The organism is Neisseria sp. P0009.S007 (assembly GCF_051962515.1).
On record NZ_JBQCVF010000033.1, the window covers coordinates 1 to 17,985 of the forward strand.

Consider the following 17,985-nt stretch of genomic DNA (forward strand, 5'->3'; position numbering starts at 1 on the left):
ACGCCGGTATCATGAAATGGCGCAAACGCCGTTCGGTTAAAATGATTTGGCTTTTGGTCGGCTGCGAAAGTTTGCTGCTGTTGGCTTTGATGGTGGCGATGCTTGCGAGGGATGGTTTTGTGTTGTCCCGAGATATCGGTTCGGTACTGACGGGTTCAGTTTTCGCCAGCCTGCCGCTGTTGGGTATGGCCTTGGCGCAGACCTTTGCCGTCGCCATTGTTTCTTTGCAAATCAATCGTAAAAACCGCTGATTTTTATATTAAAAACGGCTTGTCCTTGTTTCAGACGGCCTTTTATTGATGAAACTTCTTACTAAACTTAAAAAGAAAAAGACCCTTTAACCATGTCTTCAGAACACCTTATTTCTTCTACTGCTGCAACGCCGTCTGAACATACCGTTGCGTGGGTGTTCGGTCAGCCTGTTACCGATGTGCCGCAGGATTTGTTTATTCCGCCTGATGCGTTGAAGGTGGTATTGAGCAGCTTCCAAGGGCCGTTGGATTTGCTGCTGTACCTTATTCGCAAGCAAAATATCGATGTCCTCGATATTCCTATGGTGAAGATTACCGAGCAGTATCTGCACTATATTGCCCAAATGGAAGCATATCAGTTTGATTTGGCAGCGGAATACCTGCTGATGGCGGCGATGCTGATTGAAATTAAATCGCGCCTGCTTCTGCCGCGTCCTGAAGAAGTTGAGGATGAAGAGGCGGATCCGCGTGCCGAATTGGTGCGCCGTCTGTTGGCTTACGAACAGATGAAGCTGGCGGCTCAGGGCTTGGACGCGTTGCCGCGTGCCGGACGTGATTTTGCTTGGGCGTATTTGCCGCTGGAAATTGCGGTCGAAGCGAAGTTGCCGGAAGTGTACGTTGCCGATTTGACGCAGGCTTGGTTGGGTATTTTGTCGCGTGCCAAGCATACGCGCAGTCATGAAGTGGTGCGGGAAACCATTTCCGTGCGCGCGCAGATGACGGCAATTTTGCGCCGTTTGAATGAAAGCGGTATCAGCAAGTTCAGCGATTTGTTTAAGCCGGAGCAGGGCGCGACATATGTGGTAGTCAATTTTATTGCATTGCTGGAATTGGCTAAAGAAGGCTTGGTGCGTATCGTGCAGCCTGAAAATTATGGTGAAATCGAAATCAGCCTGAAAGACGGTTTGGAAACAAACGAAGCTGAAATGCTTTCAGACGGCCTTGAAGCCGATGAAACCGATAATGAGAATTTGAAAAAAGAGAACTAAAATGGATTCGACGACAAGTCACAACAAAGCTTCTTTATGGGCAGTGGGCTTAATGTTGTTTGCCCTGTTTTTTGGGGCGGGGAATCTGATTTTTCCTGCTTTTTTAGGGCAGCAGGCCGGTGAAAACTGGCTTTCGGCCATGTTTGGCTTTTTGCTGACGGGCGCAGGTTTGCCATTATTGGGCGTGATTGCCGTCGGCTATTCCGGCTCGCGCGATGTGGAGGCATTGGCTTCCCGTGTTGCGCCTTGGCACGGCGTGACTTTTGCCACCGCGCTCTATCTGGCAATCGGCCCTCTGTTTGCCATGCCGCGTACGGCGACAGTGTCTTTTGAAACCGCGATTTCCCCTTTCATTGATGAATCTTGGAAAAACATCGCATTGGCCGTGTTCAGCCTGGTGTTTTTCGGCATGACTTATTGGCTGTCGATTTCCCCGGGGAAGCTGGTTGACCGTATCGGTAAAATCCTCACGCCTGTTTTGTTGCTGTCAATTGCGATATTGGTCGGCTATGCCGCCATTAATCCAATGGGCGTGCCGCAGGCGGCGCAAGGCGATTTTGCCACTCATCCGTTGGTTAAAGGCATTTTGGAAGGCTATGGCACCATGGACGCGCTAGCTTCGCTGGTGTTTGCCATTATCGTCATCGATGCCGTTCGCGCCATGGGCGTGGACAACCGTGCGGACTTGCTGAAGACCACGACGATTTCCGGTGTGTTGGCGGCTTCTTGTTTGGCAGTGGTTTACCTGTTTATCGGCTATATGGGTGCGACAGGTGTGGCCGGTATCGGTTTGCAGGAAAACGGCGCGTCGGTTTTGTCTAAAACCGCACAGCACTATTTCGGTACGGCCGGTATTGTGTTGCTTGGTGTCATGGTGCTGCTTGCCTGTCTGAGTACGGCGGTTGGCTTGATTACTTCATGCGCCGAATATTTCAACCGTCTTTGCCCGGGTATTTCTTATAAAGTTTTTGTGATACTGAATACAGTGGTGTCTATCCTGTTGGCCAACAAAGGCCTGTCAGCGATTTTGCAGTTTTCCATCCCTATGTTGATGCTGTTGTATCCGCTGACTATCGTCATCATTTTGCTGGCTTTGACAGATAAACTGTTTGGCGGCGGCCGTATTGTCTATTTCTGTACCATGATGGCGGCCCTTATGGTCGGCTTGCTCGATGCCTATAAGGCCGCGTTTGGATTTGATGCCGATACCGCAGCTGCCATCGAGCGCGCATTGCCGTTTTACAATATCGGTTTAGGGTGGGTTGTTCCCTCTTTAGCCTGCTTTATACTCGGCTGTATTTTGAATGCGGCGTTGAAGAAAAAAGCATGATGATAAACAGGCCGTCTGAAATGTTCAGACGGCCTGTTTATTTCGCCGACCACGCAAACGACAGATGATTTTTTTAAAGAAATCCGTTATAATTGAAAAGTTAAGGCTTTGCGGAATACCGTTTCGCAGATGCAACATATTGAGAAGATTTATTTCCACAAATCCCGTTTTTTCAGCAAACGACTTGAACTGAAGGCGGATTTCGTGGTATAAATCGCGTTTTACTATTTTAGAAGTTTGGAGACTAACCATGGCACGAGTTTGCAAAGTGACCGGTAAGCGCCCGATGTCTGGCAATAACGTATCACACGCCAACAACAAAACCAAACGTCGTTTTTTGCCTAACTTGCAATCACGTCGTTTCTGGGTAGAAAGTGAAAACCGCTGGGTTCGCCTGCGCGTTTCTAACGCTGCATTGCGCACCATCGATAAAGTAGGCATTGATGTCGTATTGGCTGATTTGCGTGCTCGCGGCGAAGCTTAATTTAAACACCATTAATTAAGGATTACTGCAATGCGCGATAAAATCAAACTGGAGTCCAGTGCTGGTACTGGTCACTTCTACACAACTACTAAAAACAAACGTACGATGCCTGGCAAACTGGAAATCAAAAAATTTGACCCAGTAGCCCGTAAACACGTTATTTACAAAGAAACTAAATTGAAATAATCCGGTTTCTTCCAAGAAAAAGCTCCTGTTTTTCAGGAGCTTTTCTTTTTTCTCGATTGGTTTGGAGTGTTTTGTTTTAAACGGGTGTGCAAGATGGTTGGATTGCTTTGGAAGAGGCAAAATAAAAGAGCGTGTATCCATTGGGATTACGCTCTTTTATTTTTCAGACGGCCTGATAGGGGATAAGCATCCTTACATCACTAATAAACATTCAACAACGACTTAATGATCGACCTTGATGCCTTGGTTGTCGGAATGTTGTTTTTTATCCAGCTCTTTTTGCAAGGTATCGCATGGCGTGTCGCAATCACACATTTTCTTCATGCCGAGAGAGGAAATGCCGCCGCAGCTGCCTTTAATGGTGCGTTTGGAGAAGATATAGCCGACTGCCATACCGAGGATGACAATGATAAAAATGCCGAAAGTAAGGAGGAGGGTTTTCATGTGTGTATTCCTGAAGATTAGTTTAATAATTTCTTGAATGCGCTAGACATTTTAGTATGGTAGCCGCCTTGCGGGGTCCGGATGATAAGGAAAACGGCGAGATTTTCTTGCTCGGCAAGTTTAAGTGCTTCAGTTTCTCCGAGAACGAACAATCCGGTGGAAAGGCCGTCTGCAAGTGTGGCGTTTTCTGCTACTACGCTGATGGAAGCAAGGTTGTGGCTGATGGGTTGTTTGGTTTTAGGGTTGATGATATGGGAAAGGCGGCGGCCTGACTTATCGACATGGAAAATGCGGTAGTCGCCGGATGTGGCCAGTGATTTATTGTCCAATGGAATGGTGATTTGTGTGGCGCCGCCTTGAACGATATTGGGCTGCTCGATGCCGATACGCCAAGGGTTGCCTTGCGCATTGTGGCCTTTGCCATGTAACTCGCCTCCGATTTCTACCAAATAATTGCCGATATTGAGTTTTTCAAGTTCGGCGGCAGTTTTATCCACGCCAAAGCCTTTGGCGATGGAGGATAGGTCTAAATAGACTTCGGGATGGGTTTTCGCCAGTGTAGGCTGCTGTCCGTTTTGGGAAAGTTTGAGTTTGTCCGTACCGACCATTTCTGAAGCATGTTGGATTTCTTGTGCAGTCGGTTCGTGTGTAATTTCTTTTTGCGGGCCGAATCCCCAAAGGTTGACCAAAGGACCGACGGTTACGTCCAGTGCGCCGTGCGTCAGTTTGTTTAAACGCAAGGCTTCGCCGGTTACATAGGCAAAGTCTTGGGAAATGGGCATGGCCTGATTGACGGTACGCAGCTGGTTGAATTGGCTGATTTCGGAATCAGTCTGGTAAGTAGACATTTGCCGATTGACTTCTTTAAGCGCGTCATCAATGCGTTTTTGTATTTCGGCAGGGGAGGGGAGTTTGTCTTGGCCGTCTGAAAGATATTTGACGGTATAGGTCGTGCCCATGGTCTCGCCTTGCAGGGTGATGGTTTGTTGTTTTTCAGGTTGGCAGGCAGAGAGCGTGAGTGCGGAAACGATGGCAACGGTACAACCGATTATCGGACGGTAAAACGAATTGGAAAGAAACAGCATAAGGGATTTGCGGATTATTTTTTGAAGCCTTTATTGTATCGTAAAAGAAAGGTTCAGGCCGTCTGAAAGTATGGTTTTCAGACGGCCTGGCAATAAAAAAGGAAGAAACCGAAGTTTCTTCCTTTTTGTCTGTTAACCACCGAAATCGTCCAAGAGGATGTTTTCGTCTTCCACGCCCAAATCTTTGAGCATTTTGATCACGGACTGGTTCATGATCGGAGGGCCGCACATGTAGAATTCGCAGTCTTCAGGTGCTTCATGGTTTTTCAGGTGGTTTTCGTAAACCACGTTGTGAATGAAGCCTGTGTAACCGTCCCAGTTGTCTTCAGGCAATGGGTCGGACAGGGCGACGTGCCATGTGAAGTTCGGGAATTCTGCTGCGAGTTGGTCGAAGTCTTCAACATAGAACATCTCGCGTTTAGAACGTGCACCATACCAGAAGGTAATCTTACGTTTGGAGTTCAAACGTTTCAGCTGGTCGAAAATGTGGGAACGCATCGGAGCCATACCCGCACCACCGCCGATAAATACCATTTCGGCATCGGTGTCTTTGGCGAAGAATTCGCCAAACGGGCCGGAGATGGTTACTTTGTCGCCGGGTTTAAGCGACCAGATGTAGGACGACATTTGTCCCGGAGGCGCATCGGGTACGCGCGGAGGCGGCGTGGCGATACGCACGTTCAGCATGATGATGCCTTTTTCTTCTGGATATGAAGCCATGGAGTAAGCGCGCAAAATCGGCTCGTCCACTTTGGAAACATATTGCCACAGATTGTATTTGTCCCAGTCTTCGTGGTATTCCTTAGGAATGTCGAAGTCTTTGTAGGCGACAGTATGAGGAGGAGCTTCAATTTGGATGTAGCCGCCGGCGCGGAAAGGAACTTCTTCACCTTCAGGAATGGCAAGCTTGAGTTCTTTAATGAACGTTGCTTTGTTGTCATTGGAGATGACGGTGCATTCCCATTTTTTCACACCGAACACTTCTTCCGGTACTTCGATGTCCATGTCGGTTTTAACGTTGACCTGACAAGACAGGCGGCAGCCTTCGCGCGCTTCGCGTTTGCTGATGTGGGACAACTCAGTTGGCAGAATGTCGCCACCGCCGCTTTTCACGACAACGCGGCACTGACCGCATGAGCCGCCGCCACCGCAGGCGGAAGGAACGAAGATGCCTTGGCTGGCAAGCGCACCCAGCAGTTTGCCGCCGGCAGGCATCGTCAGCTCTTTTTCGTTATTGACTTTGATGGTGATGTCGCCTTCGCTCACCAACTTGGATTTGGCAAACAGAATCATCAGTGCCAACACCAAGACGATGAGGGTGAACATCACGATACCTAAAATAATCTCCATGCCGATTCCTTTCTTATAACTGGATGCCGGAGAACGACATAAACGCCATTGCCATCAGGCCAGCAGCGATAAAGGTAATGCCCAAGCCTTTGAGGCCTTTAGGGACATCCGAATATTTCATTTTTTCGGTAATGCCCGCCAAAGCGACAATAGCCAAAAGCCAGCCCAGACCTGCACCGAAACCATATACAACGGACTCGCCGAAGTTGTATTCGCGTTGCGCCATAAATGATACGGCACCGAAAATCGCGCAGTTTACGGTAATCAGAGGCAGGTAGATACCCAATGCGTTGTAGAGGGCAGGGACGAATTTATCCAAGAACATTTCCAAAATCTGCACCAAAGCAGCAATCACGCCGATGAAGGTGATGAATTTCAGGAAGGTCAGGTCTACGCCTTCAACCAGCGCACCGTCTTTCAACAGCGAGTAAACAAGTTGGTTGGCTGGGACGGACAGGCCGAGTACGAAAGTTACGGCAACGCCCAAACCGAATGCAGTGGATACTTTTTTAGATACCGCCAAAAACGTACACATCCCCAAGAAGAAGGAAAGTGCCATGTTTTCCAGAAAGACGGATTTTACAAAGAGGCTTAAGTAATGTTCCATGTGTTATTTCTCCGCCTGTTCAGGTTTCCAAGTGCGCAGACCCCATACCAAGAAGCCGATGATGAAGAACGCGCTAGGGGCGAGCAGGAACAAGCCGTTGGTTTGATACCAGCCGCCATCTTGTACGGTTTGGAAAATGGTGTAGCCAAAGAGCTTGCCAGAGCCGATCAGTTCGCGGATGGTTGCGATGATGATCAACATCATGCCGTAACCTGCGCCGTTGCCGATACCGTCAACCAAGCTTTCCAGCGGCGGCTCTTTCATTGCGAATGCTTCGGCACGGCCCATTACGATACAGTTGGTAATAATTAGGCCGACGAATACGGACAGCTGTTTGGACAGCTCATAAGCAAAGGCTTGGAGCAGTTGGTCAACCAGCGTTACCAAGGAAGCAACAATCGCCATTTGCACAATAATACGGATGCTGTTAGGGATGTAGTTGCGTACCAAAGAAATGAAGAAGCTGGAAAAACCGGTTACCAAAGCTACGGAAATACCCATTACGATGGCCGTCTGAAGTTTGGTGGTAACCGCCAAAGCCGAACAAATACCCAAAACCTGCAAGGCAATCGGGTTGTTGTCGATAAAGGGTGAAAACATCAAATATTTCAAGCGTTTCATGTCAGCCATTATTGTGCTCCTGCTGATTTCAATTTGTTCAGGTAGGGGATATAGCCGTTTTCGCCGAACCAGTAGTCGAACGAACCTTGCACACCTTTAGACGTCAGCGATGCGCCGGAGAGGGCATCTACGCCGTGTTCTTTGTCTGAGCTTGCGCCTTTGCCGACGTGCAGGGCAAGTTTGCCTTGTTCGTCAAACAGTTTTTTGCCGACGAATTTTTGTTGCCACAGAGGATTGCCGATTTCGCCGCCCAAGCCCGGGGTTTCACCTTGGTCGTAGTAGGTGATGCCGTTGATGGTGTTGCCGTCGGGTTGAATGGCGACAAAACCGTACATGACAGACCACAAGCCGTTACCGTGCATAGGCAGGATGATTTGGCTGACTTTGCCGTCTTCGCCTTTTACCAAGTAAACCTCAGTGTATTTGGCACGGCTTTTGATGCCGGCCAAATCGTCTTCGGGTTTGATTTGGATGCTTTGGGCAGGGTCTTTGCCTGCGATGCGCGCGCTGAAGTCTTTCGGCGCGTCTTTCACGTATTCGCCTGTTGCCAAATCGACAACGCGTTGCTCAATACGCTCGGCAAAGGTTTTGCTGATGTCGGTGTTTTTATCCATCAAACCGGCTACGCTCAAGATATAGCCTTGTTTGTCTTGGAGTTTTTGTTTCTCTTGGATTGGTTTCAAGCCAACGACCGCACCAGCAACGATGATGGAACAAATCAGGCTGACAACCAATACCACAATCAGCGTGCCGCTGAAGCTGTCTTTATCGAATTTCTTAGCCATTGCTGCGCGCCTTTCTGCGTTTGATGTTCGCTTGTGCGACGAAATAGTCGAAAATCGGGGCAAACAGGTTGGCAAACAGAATCGCCAACATCATGCCTTCGGGGTAAGCAGGGTTGACCACGCGGATCAATACGCACATTACACCGATAAGCGCGCCGTACCACCATTTGCCGACATTGGTAAAGGAAGCGGAAACAGGGTCGGTCGCCATAAACAGCATACCGATGGCGAAGCCGCCGACTACCAAGTGCCAGTACCAAGGCATGGAGAACATGGCGTTGGTGTCAGAACCGATGAAGTTAAACAGTGAAGACATGGCAATCATACCGATCATCACGCCGGCGATAATGCGCCAAGAGGCAATGCGGGCGAACGCGATAAACGCGCCGCCGATTAAGAGCGCCAAAGTGGATACTTCGCCGATTGAGCCGGGTACGTTACCAATAAATGCGTCCATCCAAGAAATGTTTTGACCGGTTACAGCGTTTTTCAGGCCGTCTACACCGTGTGCCGCCCATTGTGCCAAAGCAGTGGCACCTGAATAGCCGTCAACCGCAGTCCAAATGGTATCGCCGGTAATGTTGGCAGGGTAGGCGAAGAACAGGAACGCACGGCCTGCCAGAGCAGGGTTCATGAAGTTTTTACCTGTACCGCCGAATACTTCTTTCGCAACCACAACGCCGAAAGAAATACCTAAAGCCGCTTGCCACAAAGGCAGGGTAGGAGGAACGATCAAAGCAAACAGAATCGAAGTCACGAAGAAACCTTCGTTGATTTCGTGTTTGCGTACGGATGCGAACAAAACTTCCCAGAAGCCGCCCACAACAAATACAGTCGCGTAAATCGGCAGGAAGAAAATCGCGCCGAACAGCATTTTGCCCAACACGCCCGCTTCAGACGACATATTGATGCCCAAAGCGTTGGCAAGGGCGTAATGCCAGTCGTTGGCGATATTTTGTTGCAGCAAATCAGGCGTTAACGCACCGAATGCCTGTACGCCGACGTTGTACATACCGTAGAACATGGCGGGGAACAAAGCCAGCCACACCAAAATCATCATGCGCTTGGAGTCGAGCGCATCGCGGACGTGGGCCGCTTTGCGCGTTACCGCGCCGGATGTATAGAAAATCGTCGCCGCAGCTTCGTAGAGGGCATACCATTTTTCATGTTTGCCGCCCGGCAGGAAGTGCGGTTCGATTTTTTCAAGAAAATGTTTCAAGCCCATAATCAGCCTTCCTTCTCAATGGTTTCCAGCACCTTGCGCAACAGCGGGCCGTATTCGTATTTACCCGGGCAGACGAAGCTGCACAAAGCGAGGTCTTCTTCGTCCAATTCCAAGCAACCCAATGCCTGAGCGCTGTCGGTATCGCCGACGATTAAATCGCGCAAGAGCAGGGTAGGCAGGATATCCAAGGGCATCACGCGCTCGTAAGTGCCGATCGGTACCATGGCGCGGTCGCCGCCGTTGACGGCTGTGTTGAACTTGAAGAGTTTGTTTTTCAGGAAATGGCCGAGGGTTGTGCGCGTGATGGAGTATTTGTCCGGTTGTGGCGCAACCCAGCCGAACAGCTCTTTGCTGCGGCCTTCTTCGATAACGGAAATCTGATTGTGGTAGCGGCCGAGGTAATCGTGCGCGCCTTGTGCGATCGCGCCGTTTAATACTGAGCCGGAAATCACGCGGTTGTCTGCGTCAACCAATTCGCCCGTAGTAATTTGCGATACTTTCGCACCCAAAACGGTACGCAAGAGGCGCGGTTTGTTGACTTGAGAGCCGCCCAAGGCAATTACGCGCTCGGTGTTCAGACGGCCTGTTGTAAACAAACGGCCAATGGCAATCACATCTTGATAATTGATGGTCCAAACGGTTTTGTTCGCACCAACTGGCTCGATGAAATGAATGTGCGTGCCACTCAAACCGGCAGGGTGCGGACCGCCAAATTCATGTGTTTCGATGTTGGCAGCGTTTTCAGACGGCACATCTGCGCCGGCTGCTTTACACACATGGATTTTACGCTCGGTCAGGCGGCTTAATACCAATAGGCCGCGTTTGAAGTCCTCGGCGGCTTCTTTGATAATGACCGTAGGGTCGGCAGCCAGCGGATTGGTGTCCATCGCATTGACGAAGATGGCGAACGGCTCGGCATCGACGGCAGGGATTTTGCTGAACGGACGGGTGCGCAGCGCAGTCCACAAACCGGATTGAATCAGGTTGCGGCGCACTTCTTCGCTGCTCAATTTTGCCAGCGCTTCAGGTGCGTAGCGTTCGAACTCGATTTCGTCGTTGCCTTCAACGGCAATCACGACTGACTGAAGTACGCGCTTTTCGCCACGGTGAATCGCGGCGATTTTGCCTGAAGCCGGAGCAGTAAATACTACGCCCGGATTCTTTTTGTCTTCAAACAGCACTTGGCCTTTTTTGACGGCTTCGCCTTCCTTGATTTTCATCGAGGGGCGCATGCCGACATATTCTTCGCCAAGCAACGCGACTTCGGTAATGGCCGGGCCGTCATAAATGACTTGCTCCGGTCTGCCTGCGATAGGTAGGTCTAAGCCTTTTTTTATCTTAATCATAAGGATGCGTTACTTTTTGGTGGGTTGAGATTCGGATGTCGGATTGTTTTTTCAGACGGCATGTAATGCTTTGAAACAAAGGATGGGCCGTCTGAAAAAAGCAGAGGTTTGCTATAAAAACAACGAATAAACACAAACAACAAAGCTTTAGATTTTATCAGGTATAGGCTGTTTTATGTCAGTTTTACGCTTATTTTTACGGGAAAAGTGGGAAAAAAGTAGGAATATGTAATCGAGTGTTAAGAGAAATAATTTTTAACTGATTGATATTTAAACGCTATGTTTGATGATGTAGCTGAAAATAAAAGGCCGTCTGAATTTCAGACGGCCTCTAAGTTTAAAAGAGCTGCCAAACGAAGAAAATCATCGTATGCAGGGCAAACAGCGGTACCAATACAATCACCGACCATGCCATGTAGCCGAAGAAGGAAGGCATCGGTACTCCGCGTTGTTCGGCAATGGCTTTGACCATGAAGTTCGGCGCATTACCGATATAAGTGAGCGCACCCATAAATACGGAACCCATGGATACTGCCAGCAGCGAATGGAACAGATGGCCTGTCATCAAGGCTTGGGCATCGCCACCGGCCATATTGAAGAACACCAAATAAGTCGGCGCGTTATCCAAGAATGCCGACAAAATGCCGCTCATCCAGAAATACATCACATTAATCGGATTGCCTGCCGAGTCGTGAACCAGAGAAACAACGGAAGCCAATGCACCTGTTTCGCCGGCTTTCAAAATTGCCAAGACGGGGGAAATGGTAATGAAAATACCCAAAAACAGTTTGCCCACTTCGGCAATCGGCTCGAAGTTGAACTCATTGCCTGCGCGTACCTGTTTGGGCGTGATAATCCAAGATACGGCGGTCAAAGCCAGCAAAATGCCATCGCGCATCAGGTTTTGCAAAGCGTAATGGCTGCCCAAGATTTCAAAGCCCGGATGATTTGGTTTCCACAAACCGGACAGCAAAACCGCACCGACTACGCCGGCCAGTAACAGGAAATTCCATTTGCCGTAAATTTTGATTTTTTCTTCTTTATCGGAAGGAGCGGGAGCAAGGTGCTCGCTTTGTTCACGGTTGAAGTGTTGGCTGTCGATGATGTAGAAAACGGCTAGCAAAATCACAGAACTGATTAATACAGGCATCAGCATGTGTTTGACCGTCCACATGAAATCTACGCCTTTCAGGAATCCTAAGAACAGCGGAGGATCACCTAAAGGAGTCAGACCGCCGCCGATATTTGCTACCAAGAAAATGAAGAAAATCACGATGTGAACGCGGTAGTGGCGTTTATGGTTGGCTTTCAAAAGCGGACGAATCATCAACATCGCCGCGCCTGTTGTCCCCATGATGGAAGACAAAGCCGTGCCGACTGCCAACAGGGTTGTATTCAATTTAGGTGAGCCGTGCAAATCGCCGCTGACAAAAATACCGCCTGAAATGGTATAGAGCGCTAAAAGCAGCAGGATAAAGGGGATATATTCTTCAACCAACGCATGGGCAACGGTATGTACGCCGGCTCCGAAACCAAAGGTGATGATAAACGGCGTTAAAAACAGCAGCGTCCAAAACGCTGTAATTTTGCCGAAGTGGTGGTGCCAAATATGGGAGAAAAACAGAGGTCCGAGTGCAATGGACAAGAGAATCAGTGCAAACGGCAGACCCCAAAGCAGGCTTGCGGATGAGCCGTCAAAATCGGATGCCGCAGCAGGAAAGGCGGCAAGAAGCAGTAAAAATGAGAGAGAGCGCATAGTATTTCCTTTTTATTCTGTTGCACCGTGAGGAACTTCGTTGAGAAAGCACGGCGGTGAAATATTCAGGCCGTCTGAAAATATCCAGACGAACTGCGCGGTTGTGTCAGGGGAAAGTATAACGCAAAGCAAGTGTTAAGGGACGGTTTAGAGTGTTGGAATCAAAAGAAATGTTGATACAAATAAAGGAATCAAAATGAGTAGAATAGTTGGAGGTAGTAAAAAAATGGTTTTGAAACAGGAGTTTGAAATATCGGAAATAATGCTATCGAAAAAATACTTTGAATTAATTTTAGCTAAAATTTACATTTAATTGAATAAATGGAGGCCGTCTGAAAAATGAGGGTCGAATAGGGTGTTTTGGTTCTTACTGATTGTTTTGATGGATAAATTGGGTATGAAAATAAAAAACAGGTAAGCGAAAATGCCCACCTGTTTTATTTTATGCCTCCGGCCGTAACCACATCCACACTGCCACGCAGCTACAGAAGATTGATGAAACGGCACCAATCCACCAGCGTTCTGGAAATTGCCAAAACATAAAAAGGCAAGAAATGGCCATCATGCCGATAGCGAAGAACTTTGCCTTGCGTGGCACAGCGCCGTTGTTTTCCCAGTTTTGTATGATCGGACCAAAGTGGCGGTGATGATACAGCCAATTGTGAAAGCGCGGAGAAGCTTTTGCCCAGCAGGCGGCGGTCAATAAAATGAAAGGCGTAGTCGGCAGTAATGGCAGGAAAATGCCGATAATGCCCAAGACGAGCGACAATGCGCCGCAAAAAATCAATAAATAGCGAACCATCTTCCCATCACCAATTATTTGTTTTCAGATGGCTTGTGATGTGGAAATGGACAACGTGGAATGTCTAACTTATCCCAGCCCTCATGCCCCATTTTTTCCAGCAGTGCGATATTGCGGTCGAAAATTGCCGAGGCATCGGGAAATGCTTCAGCCGCTTTGGCAATACTGTCTTCACGAATCAAGTGCAAAGTCGGATAGGGTGAGCGATTGGTGTAGTTGCTGATGTCGTCGGCTTCAGTGCCTTCAAATTGGAAATCGGGATGGAACGGTGCAATTTGGACAATGCCTTCCAATTCGTTTTCTACAACGGCATCGTCGGCAATTTCCAGCATTTGGTTGAAGGTTTCAAAATCAGGGAATAGCGTTGGATGAACCAGTAAAGTGGTTTCCAATTCTGAAGCGGGTGTATTGCCCAGAAGCTGCAATTCACGATCCAAGTCCTCAAGGAAACCGTCTAAATGACGGGCTTCGCTGACAACGATGCGAACCAGGTTTTTAACGTGCGGCGCTTTGGCAAACGGGCAGAGATTCAGCCCGATAACGGCTTTTTCCAGCCATTGTTTGGTATGTTCTGAAACAGTATCGATATCGAGATGGGTGGTGTTAGTCATAGTAAAAGCTTATGTGAATTATTCTTAAAAAGAATACAAGTGTATGGATGTGAAAGCAAACCATTGGAATTTAAAAGGCCGTCTGAACAACAGACGGCCTTTATCAGTTTCAAATCATCAATCCTGAACCAAATGAACCAAAGGCAGAGCGGTCGTGTTTTTAATTTCTTTCAACACAAAACTCGATTGCGCATCTTGCACGCCGTGGTGTGAAAGCAGCGTGTCCAAAACAAAATGGGAAAATGCGTTCATATCGGTAAAAAAGGCATGGAGCAGATAGTCGGTTTCACCCGTTAAAGCAAAGCAGCTCAATACTTCAGGCCAAGCGCGGACAGATTCGGAAAAATCCTCGCGCGCATCTTTTGCCTTGCTAATCGATACACGGATAAAAGCCTGCAAACCCAAGCCCAAAGATACGGGAGAAAGCTGGGCGGCGTATTTTTGAATGATGCCCGCATCTTCAAGCTGTTTGAGACGGCGCAGGCAGGGAGAAGGGGAGAGCGCCACTTTTTCAGAAAGCTCAACATTGCTCAACCGCCCATTTTCCTGCAAAACCTGCAGAATCTTTAAATCCGTTTTATCCAAGTTTAGATGAGGCATGATGGTTCTCCCAATGTAGACAATGTATGTTTTGAAAATGAAAAATGCTTAAAAATAAAGACTTGTATGGTTAAATTATATATTGAGTTCAGATGTGCGACAAATTGTCTTATAAGGAGTGTTGCGAATTTGTTTTATGTAGTTGTGAAAAGATGAAGGCCGTCTGAAACTAATCAAGATTAAAGTTTTATGTCATATTAGGATTAGATATAAAGAGGCCGTCTGAAAATGATTTCAGACGGCATTTATTTTCGTAATGTGATGATTCAGGCTCTTAATGACCTTGTTTTGGAGAGTTTTGTTCTTTTGCTTTGATTCGTTTTCCGCGTTTGTATTTGGCTTTGTTTGGGGTGTTTTCTTCGCAATGTATTTTTGTGTTTTTCTTAAGGTATATGCTTGGTCGTTATCCGTTTGAGTTGTCTCGGCACATGGCGGGAATCATCATCGGATCCAGTGTTCCGCCGCATTGCCAGTTAAACAACCAAGTCGAGTCATTGTTAATTCGATAAGGAGTCAGGGTCAGGACTTTGCCTTTGTTCTGCCCTTTATCGAAAGGAATGCTGATTTTGCCTGTATCTGCTTCTACAGTTACGCCACCGTTTTGGATGTATGTACCGCCGATGCGTTGAGCGGTAACGCCGATTGAGCCTTGTTTACTGACATCCTCTGCATTGGGCAGGCGATTATTTACCGCTGAGGCAATGCTGATTTCGGTTTTCAGGTCGTCGGCAAGGTATAGTGCTTCGGAGGCTTGCGCCCTACCGATATAGTTTTGGTAAGTGGGTATGGCGACAACAACCAGAATACCGAGGATGGCGATCACTATCATCAGCTCAATCAGGGTAAAACCTTTTTGGGCTTGAAATGGGGTATTCATTTGAGTGTATCGTTTTCAGGTTTTTTTATTTTTATAAAGCAAATCCCATAATTGCCTTATGGGATTTGCTTTTATTTAGACTGCAATACCAATATTAGCGGCAGTTAGCAGGAACGTGTTTAGGTTCGCCACCAGTAAATTTACAACTCCAACTCAAAGGAGCTTCTGAATCTGAGGTACCTGCTGTGGCACCATTTTGACTTGGGGTCAATGTGAATACTGGATTTTCTGTTGCACCAGTGGCTTGGGTGGTAACTGTAATTACCCCACCATTTGCAATGTCAATACTCTTAACATATTTAGTTGGTACAAATTTGTAGCCTGTATTACCCATTTTGGCTTTATCAGTTGTACCAGTAGTATAGGCTGTAACACTACTTAAGCCATCAAGAGCAGCAGCTGTTTCGGCTACAGCTAATTTAGCAGGTTCAGCTAATCCCAAGCCTTCAGATACTTTGGCGCGGATAGTGTAGTCTTGGTACGCAGGCAGAGCGATTACGGCCAAGATGCCCAAGATGGCGATAACGATCATCAATTCGATCAGGGTGAAACCTTTTTGGATTGCTTTCATTGATTAAAACTCCAGTTTGAAAGTGTGAATAATTATGTTTAAGTAAAAAGTCCGTAATGTGCTTGGCACTATGTATTATGAGTAAACCATAAAGTAAGAAGGAATATACAGCTTCCGTCGGGCTTGCTGCTTTGAGGCTTGGGCCTTATCGGACGTGTTGTTTCAAGCAGTCGGTGTGCCAAGTGCGCAAAACTGATTAAAAAAATTATTTTTTATTTTTTGTTTATTGTTTTTATTGGAATTATTTTTTGATTTTTAAGTTTTGTGTGGTTTTGTTTGAAAGTTTCAGAATTTTAGGGAAATTGGGTGGTTGACGTTTTTTGTCAGTTTTGTGTTTTTTGTGACAGGGAAGGGAGACAAGTTTGGGTGTGTGACGTTTTGTCAGAATTTAGTTTGATTTAATAATATGTTAATTGATTTAGATGGGCGGTATTTTTATGGATTAATCGGTAAGTTTAATATTTTGTGATTTTATTTTTTTGTTTTTTATAGGTTTTATTTTGTATGCGTATTTTGTTTGAATATGAATGGGGAAAAGATTTGGAAGGAAGGATTTTTAAAGAGGGTTTGGTGTAATAGGTGAATGAAATTTTGTTGTTGGAATTATATTCATATGGGTTATGATTTTAGAATGTAGTTTTATGTCATAGTAAAGGTCTGATTTTGAATTTTAAGGCTTTGGATTTCTTGAGTGTTTGAGAAGGGTATATTTAGGATGTTTATATATTTGGATGTGATTAGGGTGAGCAAAAAATGCTCACCCTATGTTTTTAAGATGTTCAGACGGCCTTTATGGGGTCAAGACTTCGATCAATGCTTGTTTTAGGGTGTTTTGGGTTTGCGGGTCTTGCAGGGATGGGCTGTAGGTAATGAAGCTGTCCTCAATGCGCTGATCCAAGGTGGTGATTTTGGCGTAGCGCAGGCTGATGTTGTGTGCGAAGAAGGTCTCGGCGATGTCGGCGAGGAGGTGGGGGCGGTTGACGGCGGTGATGTCTATGGTGTGCCAGCCGGGATAATCTTCTTCGGGGGTGATGATTACGGTAGGCGGAATGGGGATGTGGCGGATGCGGCGGCTGATGTGTGGGCGGCCGCTTTGTTTTTGGACGGTGGTATTGCCGTGGATGAAGCTGTTGAGTTCGGCTTCGAGTGCGCTTTGGCGGTCGGGATATTCTTCGGGCGGGAGATTGTCGGGAAGTTGCAGGATAAAGGTGTCGAGGATGTAGTCGTGTTCGGTAATGAAGGCGCGGGCGGCTTGGATGTCGAAGCGGTGGCTGCTGAAGATGCGGCAGAGGCGTGCGAAGAGGCGGTCGCCATTGGGCATGAACACCATGACTTGAAGGCTGTTGCTTTGGGGAAGGATGCGGCTGCGGACGGCAGGACTTTGGGTGTCGTAGGCGAGGTTTGCGGTGTGCCAGAGGATTTCCCGTGTCTGATGGCGGACGTAGTATGCGCTGCCGAGGATGCGGCGGAGTTTTTGTTGGTTTTTGAGGGGAACGGCTGCGCGCGTGAGCTGGTCGGTCGAGGCTTGTTCGCGTCGGTTGGGGAGGCGTTCGGGATCGTGGTTTTTGCTGTTTAAAACGGCAGCGGTGCTGTGGTAGAGAGTTTGGAGCAGGCTGGCGCGCCATGTGTTCCAAAGTTTGGGGTTGGTGCCGCGGATGTCGGCAATGGTAAGCAGGTAGAGTGCATCGAGGTATTCGCGTGTGGGAATACGGCGGCAGAAGGCTTGAAGGACATGGGGATCTTGGATGTCTTCTTTTTGGGCAACGGTGGACATGAGCAGGTGGTTTTCAACCAGCCATGCGAGTAGGTGGCTTTCTTCTTCGGTGTAGTAGTGGTTGGCGGCGAATTGTTGTGCGTCTTTGATGCCTTCTTTTGCGTGATCGCCGCCACGGCCTTTAGCGATGTCGTGCAGCAGGGCGGCGGTGTAGAGGACATATGGTCGTGGATAGGCCTGCATGATGGCGCTGGCTTCGGGCATTTCGTGGCTGTGGGTTTCGATGGCGAGACGGCGCATATTGCGGACGACGGTCAGGATGTGGTCGTCTACGGGGTAAATATGGAAGAG

The 17,985-nt window shown here is 47.8% G+C and carries 19 protein-coding genes and 1 pseudogene; 5 read left to right on the top strand and 15 right to left on the bottom strand.

The features are described from left to right. From ACTHS3_RS05010 to rpmG, 5 genes and pseudogenes are all read left to right on the top strand, one after another. Positions 1-251: pseudogene (locus tag ACTHS3_RS05010) on the top strand (hypothetical protein); the annotation flags it as partial. A 92-nt stretch (positions 252-343) separates the two neighbouring features. Further along, positions 344-1,240 carry a segregation and condensation protein A gene (locus tag ACTHS3_RS05015; RefSeq protein WP_070625148.1) on the top strand — a complete coding sequence of 299 codons (897 nt, stop codon included), beginning with the start codon at positions 344-346 and terminating at the stop codon, positions 1,238-1,240. Between the two features lies 1 nt (position 1,241). Beyond that, entirely contained in the window at positions 1,242-2,570 is a 1,329-nt protein-coding gene (brnQ, locus tag ACTHS3_RS05020) for a branched-chain amino acid transport system II carrier protein (protein ID WP_083307456.1), read from the top strand. Positions 2,571-2,820: 250 nt separating this feature from the next. Then, a complete protein-coding gene (gene rpmB, locus ACTHS3_RS05025) occupies positions 2,821-3,054 on the top strand; it encodes a 50S ribosomal protein L28 (RefSeq protein ID WP_002216391.1) in 234 nt (77 codons plus the stop codon). A 30-nt stretch (positions 3,055-3,084) separates the two neighbouring features. Beyond that, on the top strand, positions 3,085-3,240 hold the full coding sequence (gene rpmG, locus ACTHS3_RS05030) for a 50S ribosomal protein L33 (RefSeq protein WP_003684373.1): 156 nt from the start codon (positions 3,085-3,087) through the stop codon (positions 3,238-3,240). Between the two features lie 222 nt (positions 3,241-3,462). Here the strand turns inward: rpmG and nqrM are convergent, their stop codons facing one another. The 15 genes from nqrM to ACTHS3_RS05105 all read right to left on the bottom strand — a co-directional run. Further along, positions 3,463-3,684, bottom strand: coding sequence for a (Na+)-NQR maturation NqrM (gene nqrM, locus ACTHS3_RS05035; protein WP_003680888.1), 222 nt, complete (start codon positions 3,682-3,684; stop codon positions 3,463-3,465). A 17-nt stretch (positions 3,685-3,701) separates the two neighbouring features. Then, a complete protein-coding gene (locus tag ACTHS3_RS05040) occupies positions 3,702-4,769 on the bottom strand; it encodes an FAD:protein FMN transferase (RefSeq protein ID WP_004519568.1) in 1,068 nt (355 codons plus the stop codon). 132 nt (positions 4,770-4,901) lie between these two features. Continuing rightward, on the bottom strand, positions 4,902-6,119 hold the full coding sequence (gene nqrF, locus ACTHS3_RS05045) for an NADH:ubiquinone reductase (Na(+)-transporting) subunit F (RefSeq protein ID WP_004519569.1): 1,218 nt from the start codon (positions 6,117-6,119) through the stop codon (positions 4,902-4,904). 13 nt (positions 6,120-6,132) lie between these two features. Next, entirely contained in the window at positions 6,133-6,726 is a 594-nt protein-coding gene (nqrE, locus tag ACTHS3_RS05050) for an NADH:ubiquinone reductase (Na(+)-transporting) subunit E (protein ID WP_003684365.1), read from the bottom strand. Between the two features lie 3 nt (positions 6,727-6,729). After that, a complete protein-coding gene (locus tag ACTHS3_RS05055) occupies positions 6,730-7,356 on the bottom strand; it encodes an NADH:ubiquinone reductase (Na(+)-transporting) subunit D (protein ID WP_003684313.1) in 627 nt (208 codons plus the stop codon). After that, a complete protein-coding gene (locus tag ACTHS3_RS05060) occupies positions 7,356-8,132 on the bottom strand; it encodes a Na(+)-translocating NADH-quinone reductase subunit C (RefSeq protein WP_440367293.1) in 777 nt (258 codons plus the stop codon). The genes ACTHS3_RS05055 and ACTHS3_RS05060 overlap by 1 nt, the downstream gene beginning before the upstream one ends. Beyond that, positions 8,125-9,357: an NADH:ubiquinone reductase (Na(+)-transporting) subunit B gene (locus ACTHS3_RS05065; RefSeq protein ID WP_440367295.1), complete on the bottom strand. Its 1,233-nt coding sequence runs from the start codon at positions 9,355-9,357 to the stop codon at positions 8,125-8,127. The genes ACTHS3_RS05060 and ACTHS3_RS05065 overlap by 8 nt, the downstream gene beginning before the upstream one ends. A gap of 2 nt (positions 9,358-9,359) precedes the next feature. Next, positions 9,360-10,703 (bottom strand): Na(+)-translocating NADH-quinone reductase subunit A, encoded by a 1,344-nt coding sequence (locus ACTHS3_RS05070; protein WP_440367296.1) that lies wholly within the window; start codon positions 10,701-10,703, stop codon positions 9,360-9,362. Positions 10,704-11,040: 337 nt separating this feature from the next. Further along, the gene (locus ACTHS3_RS05075) at positions 11,041-12,459 is read right to left on the bottom strand and encodes a sodium:proton antiporter (protein ID WP_070625144.1); all 1,419 of its coding nucleotides are present in this window, start codon (positions 12,457-12,459) and stop codon (positions 11,041-11,043) included. A gap of 442 nt (positions 12,460-12,901) precedes the next feature. Beyond that, on the bottom strand, positions 12,902-13,261 hold the full coding sequence (locus ACTHS3_RS05080; protein ID WP_049336046.1) for a YbaN family protein: 360 nt from the start codon (positions 13,259-13,261) through the stop codon (positions 12,902-12,904). 14 nt (positions 13,262-13,275) lie between these two features. Next, on the bottom strand, positions 13,276-13,872 hold the full coding sequence (locus ACTHS3_RS05085) for a DUF1415 domain-containing protein (protein WP_070503738.1): 597 nt from the start codon (positions 13,870-13,872) through the stop codon (positions 13,276-13,278). A 117-nt stretch (positions 13,873-13,989) separates the two neighbouring features. Next, positions 13,990-14,472 carry an Lrp/AsnC family transcriptional regulator gene (locus ACTHS3_RS05090; RefSeq protein WP_003684427.1) on the bottom strand — a complete coding sequence of 161 codons (483 nt, stop codon included), beginning with the start codon at positions 14,470-14,472 and terminating at the stop codon, positions 13,990-13,992. Between the two features lie 403 nt (positions 14,473-14,875). Next, a complete protein-coding gene (locus ACTHS3_RS05095) occupies positions 14,876-15,349 on the bottom strand; it encodes a pilin (RefSeq protein WP_070695441.1) in 474 nt (157 codons plus the stop codon). A 94-nt stretch (positions 15,350-15,443) separates the two neighbouring features. After that, positions 15,444-15,920, bottom strand: a complete 477-nt coding sequence (locus ACTHS3_RS05100) for a pilin (protein ID WP_070695439.1) — start codon at positions 15,918-15,920, stop codon at positions 15,444-15,446. Between the two features lie 790 nt (positions 15,921-16,710). Then, the coding region (locus ACTHS3_RS05105) for an HD domain-containing protein (protein WP_440367299.1) at positions 16,711-17,985 on the bottom strand (1,275 nt) is incomplete at its 5' end.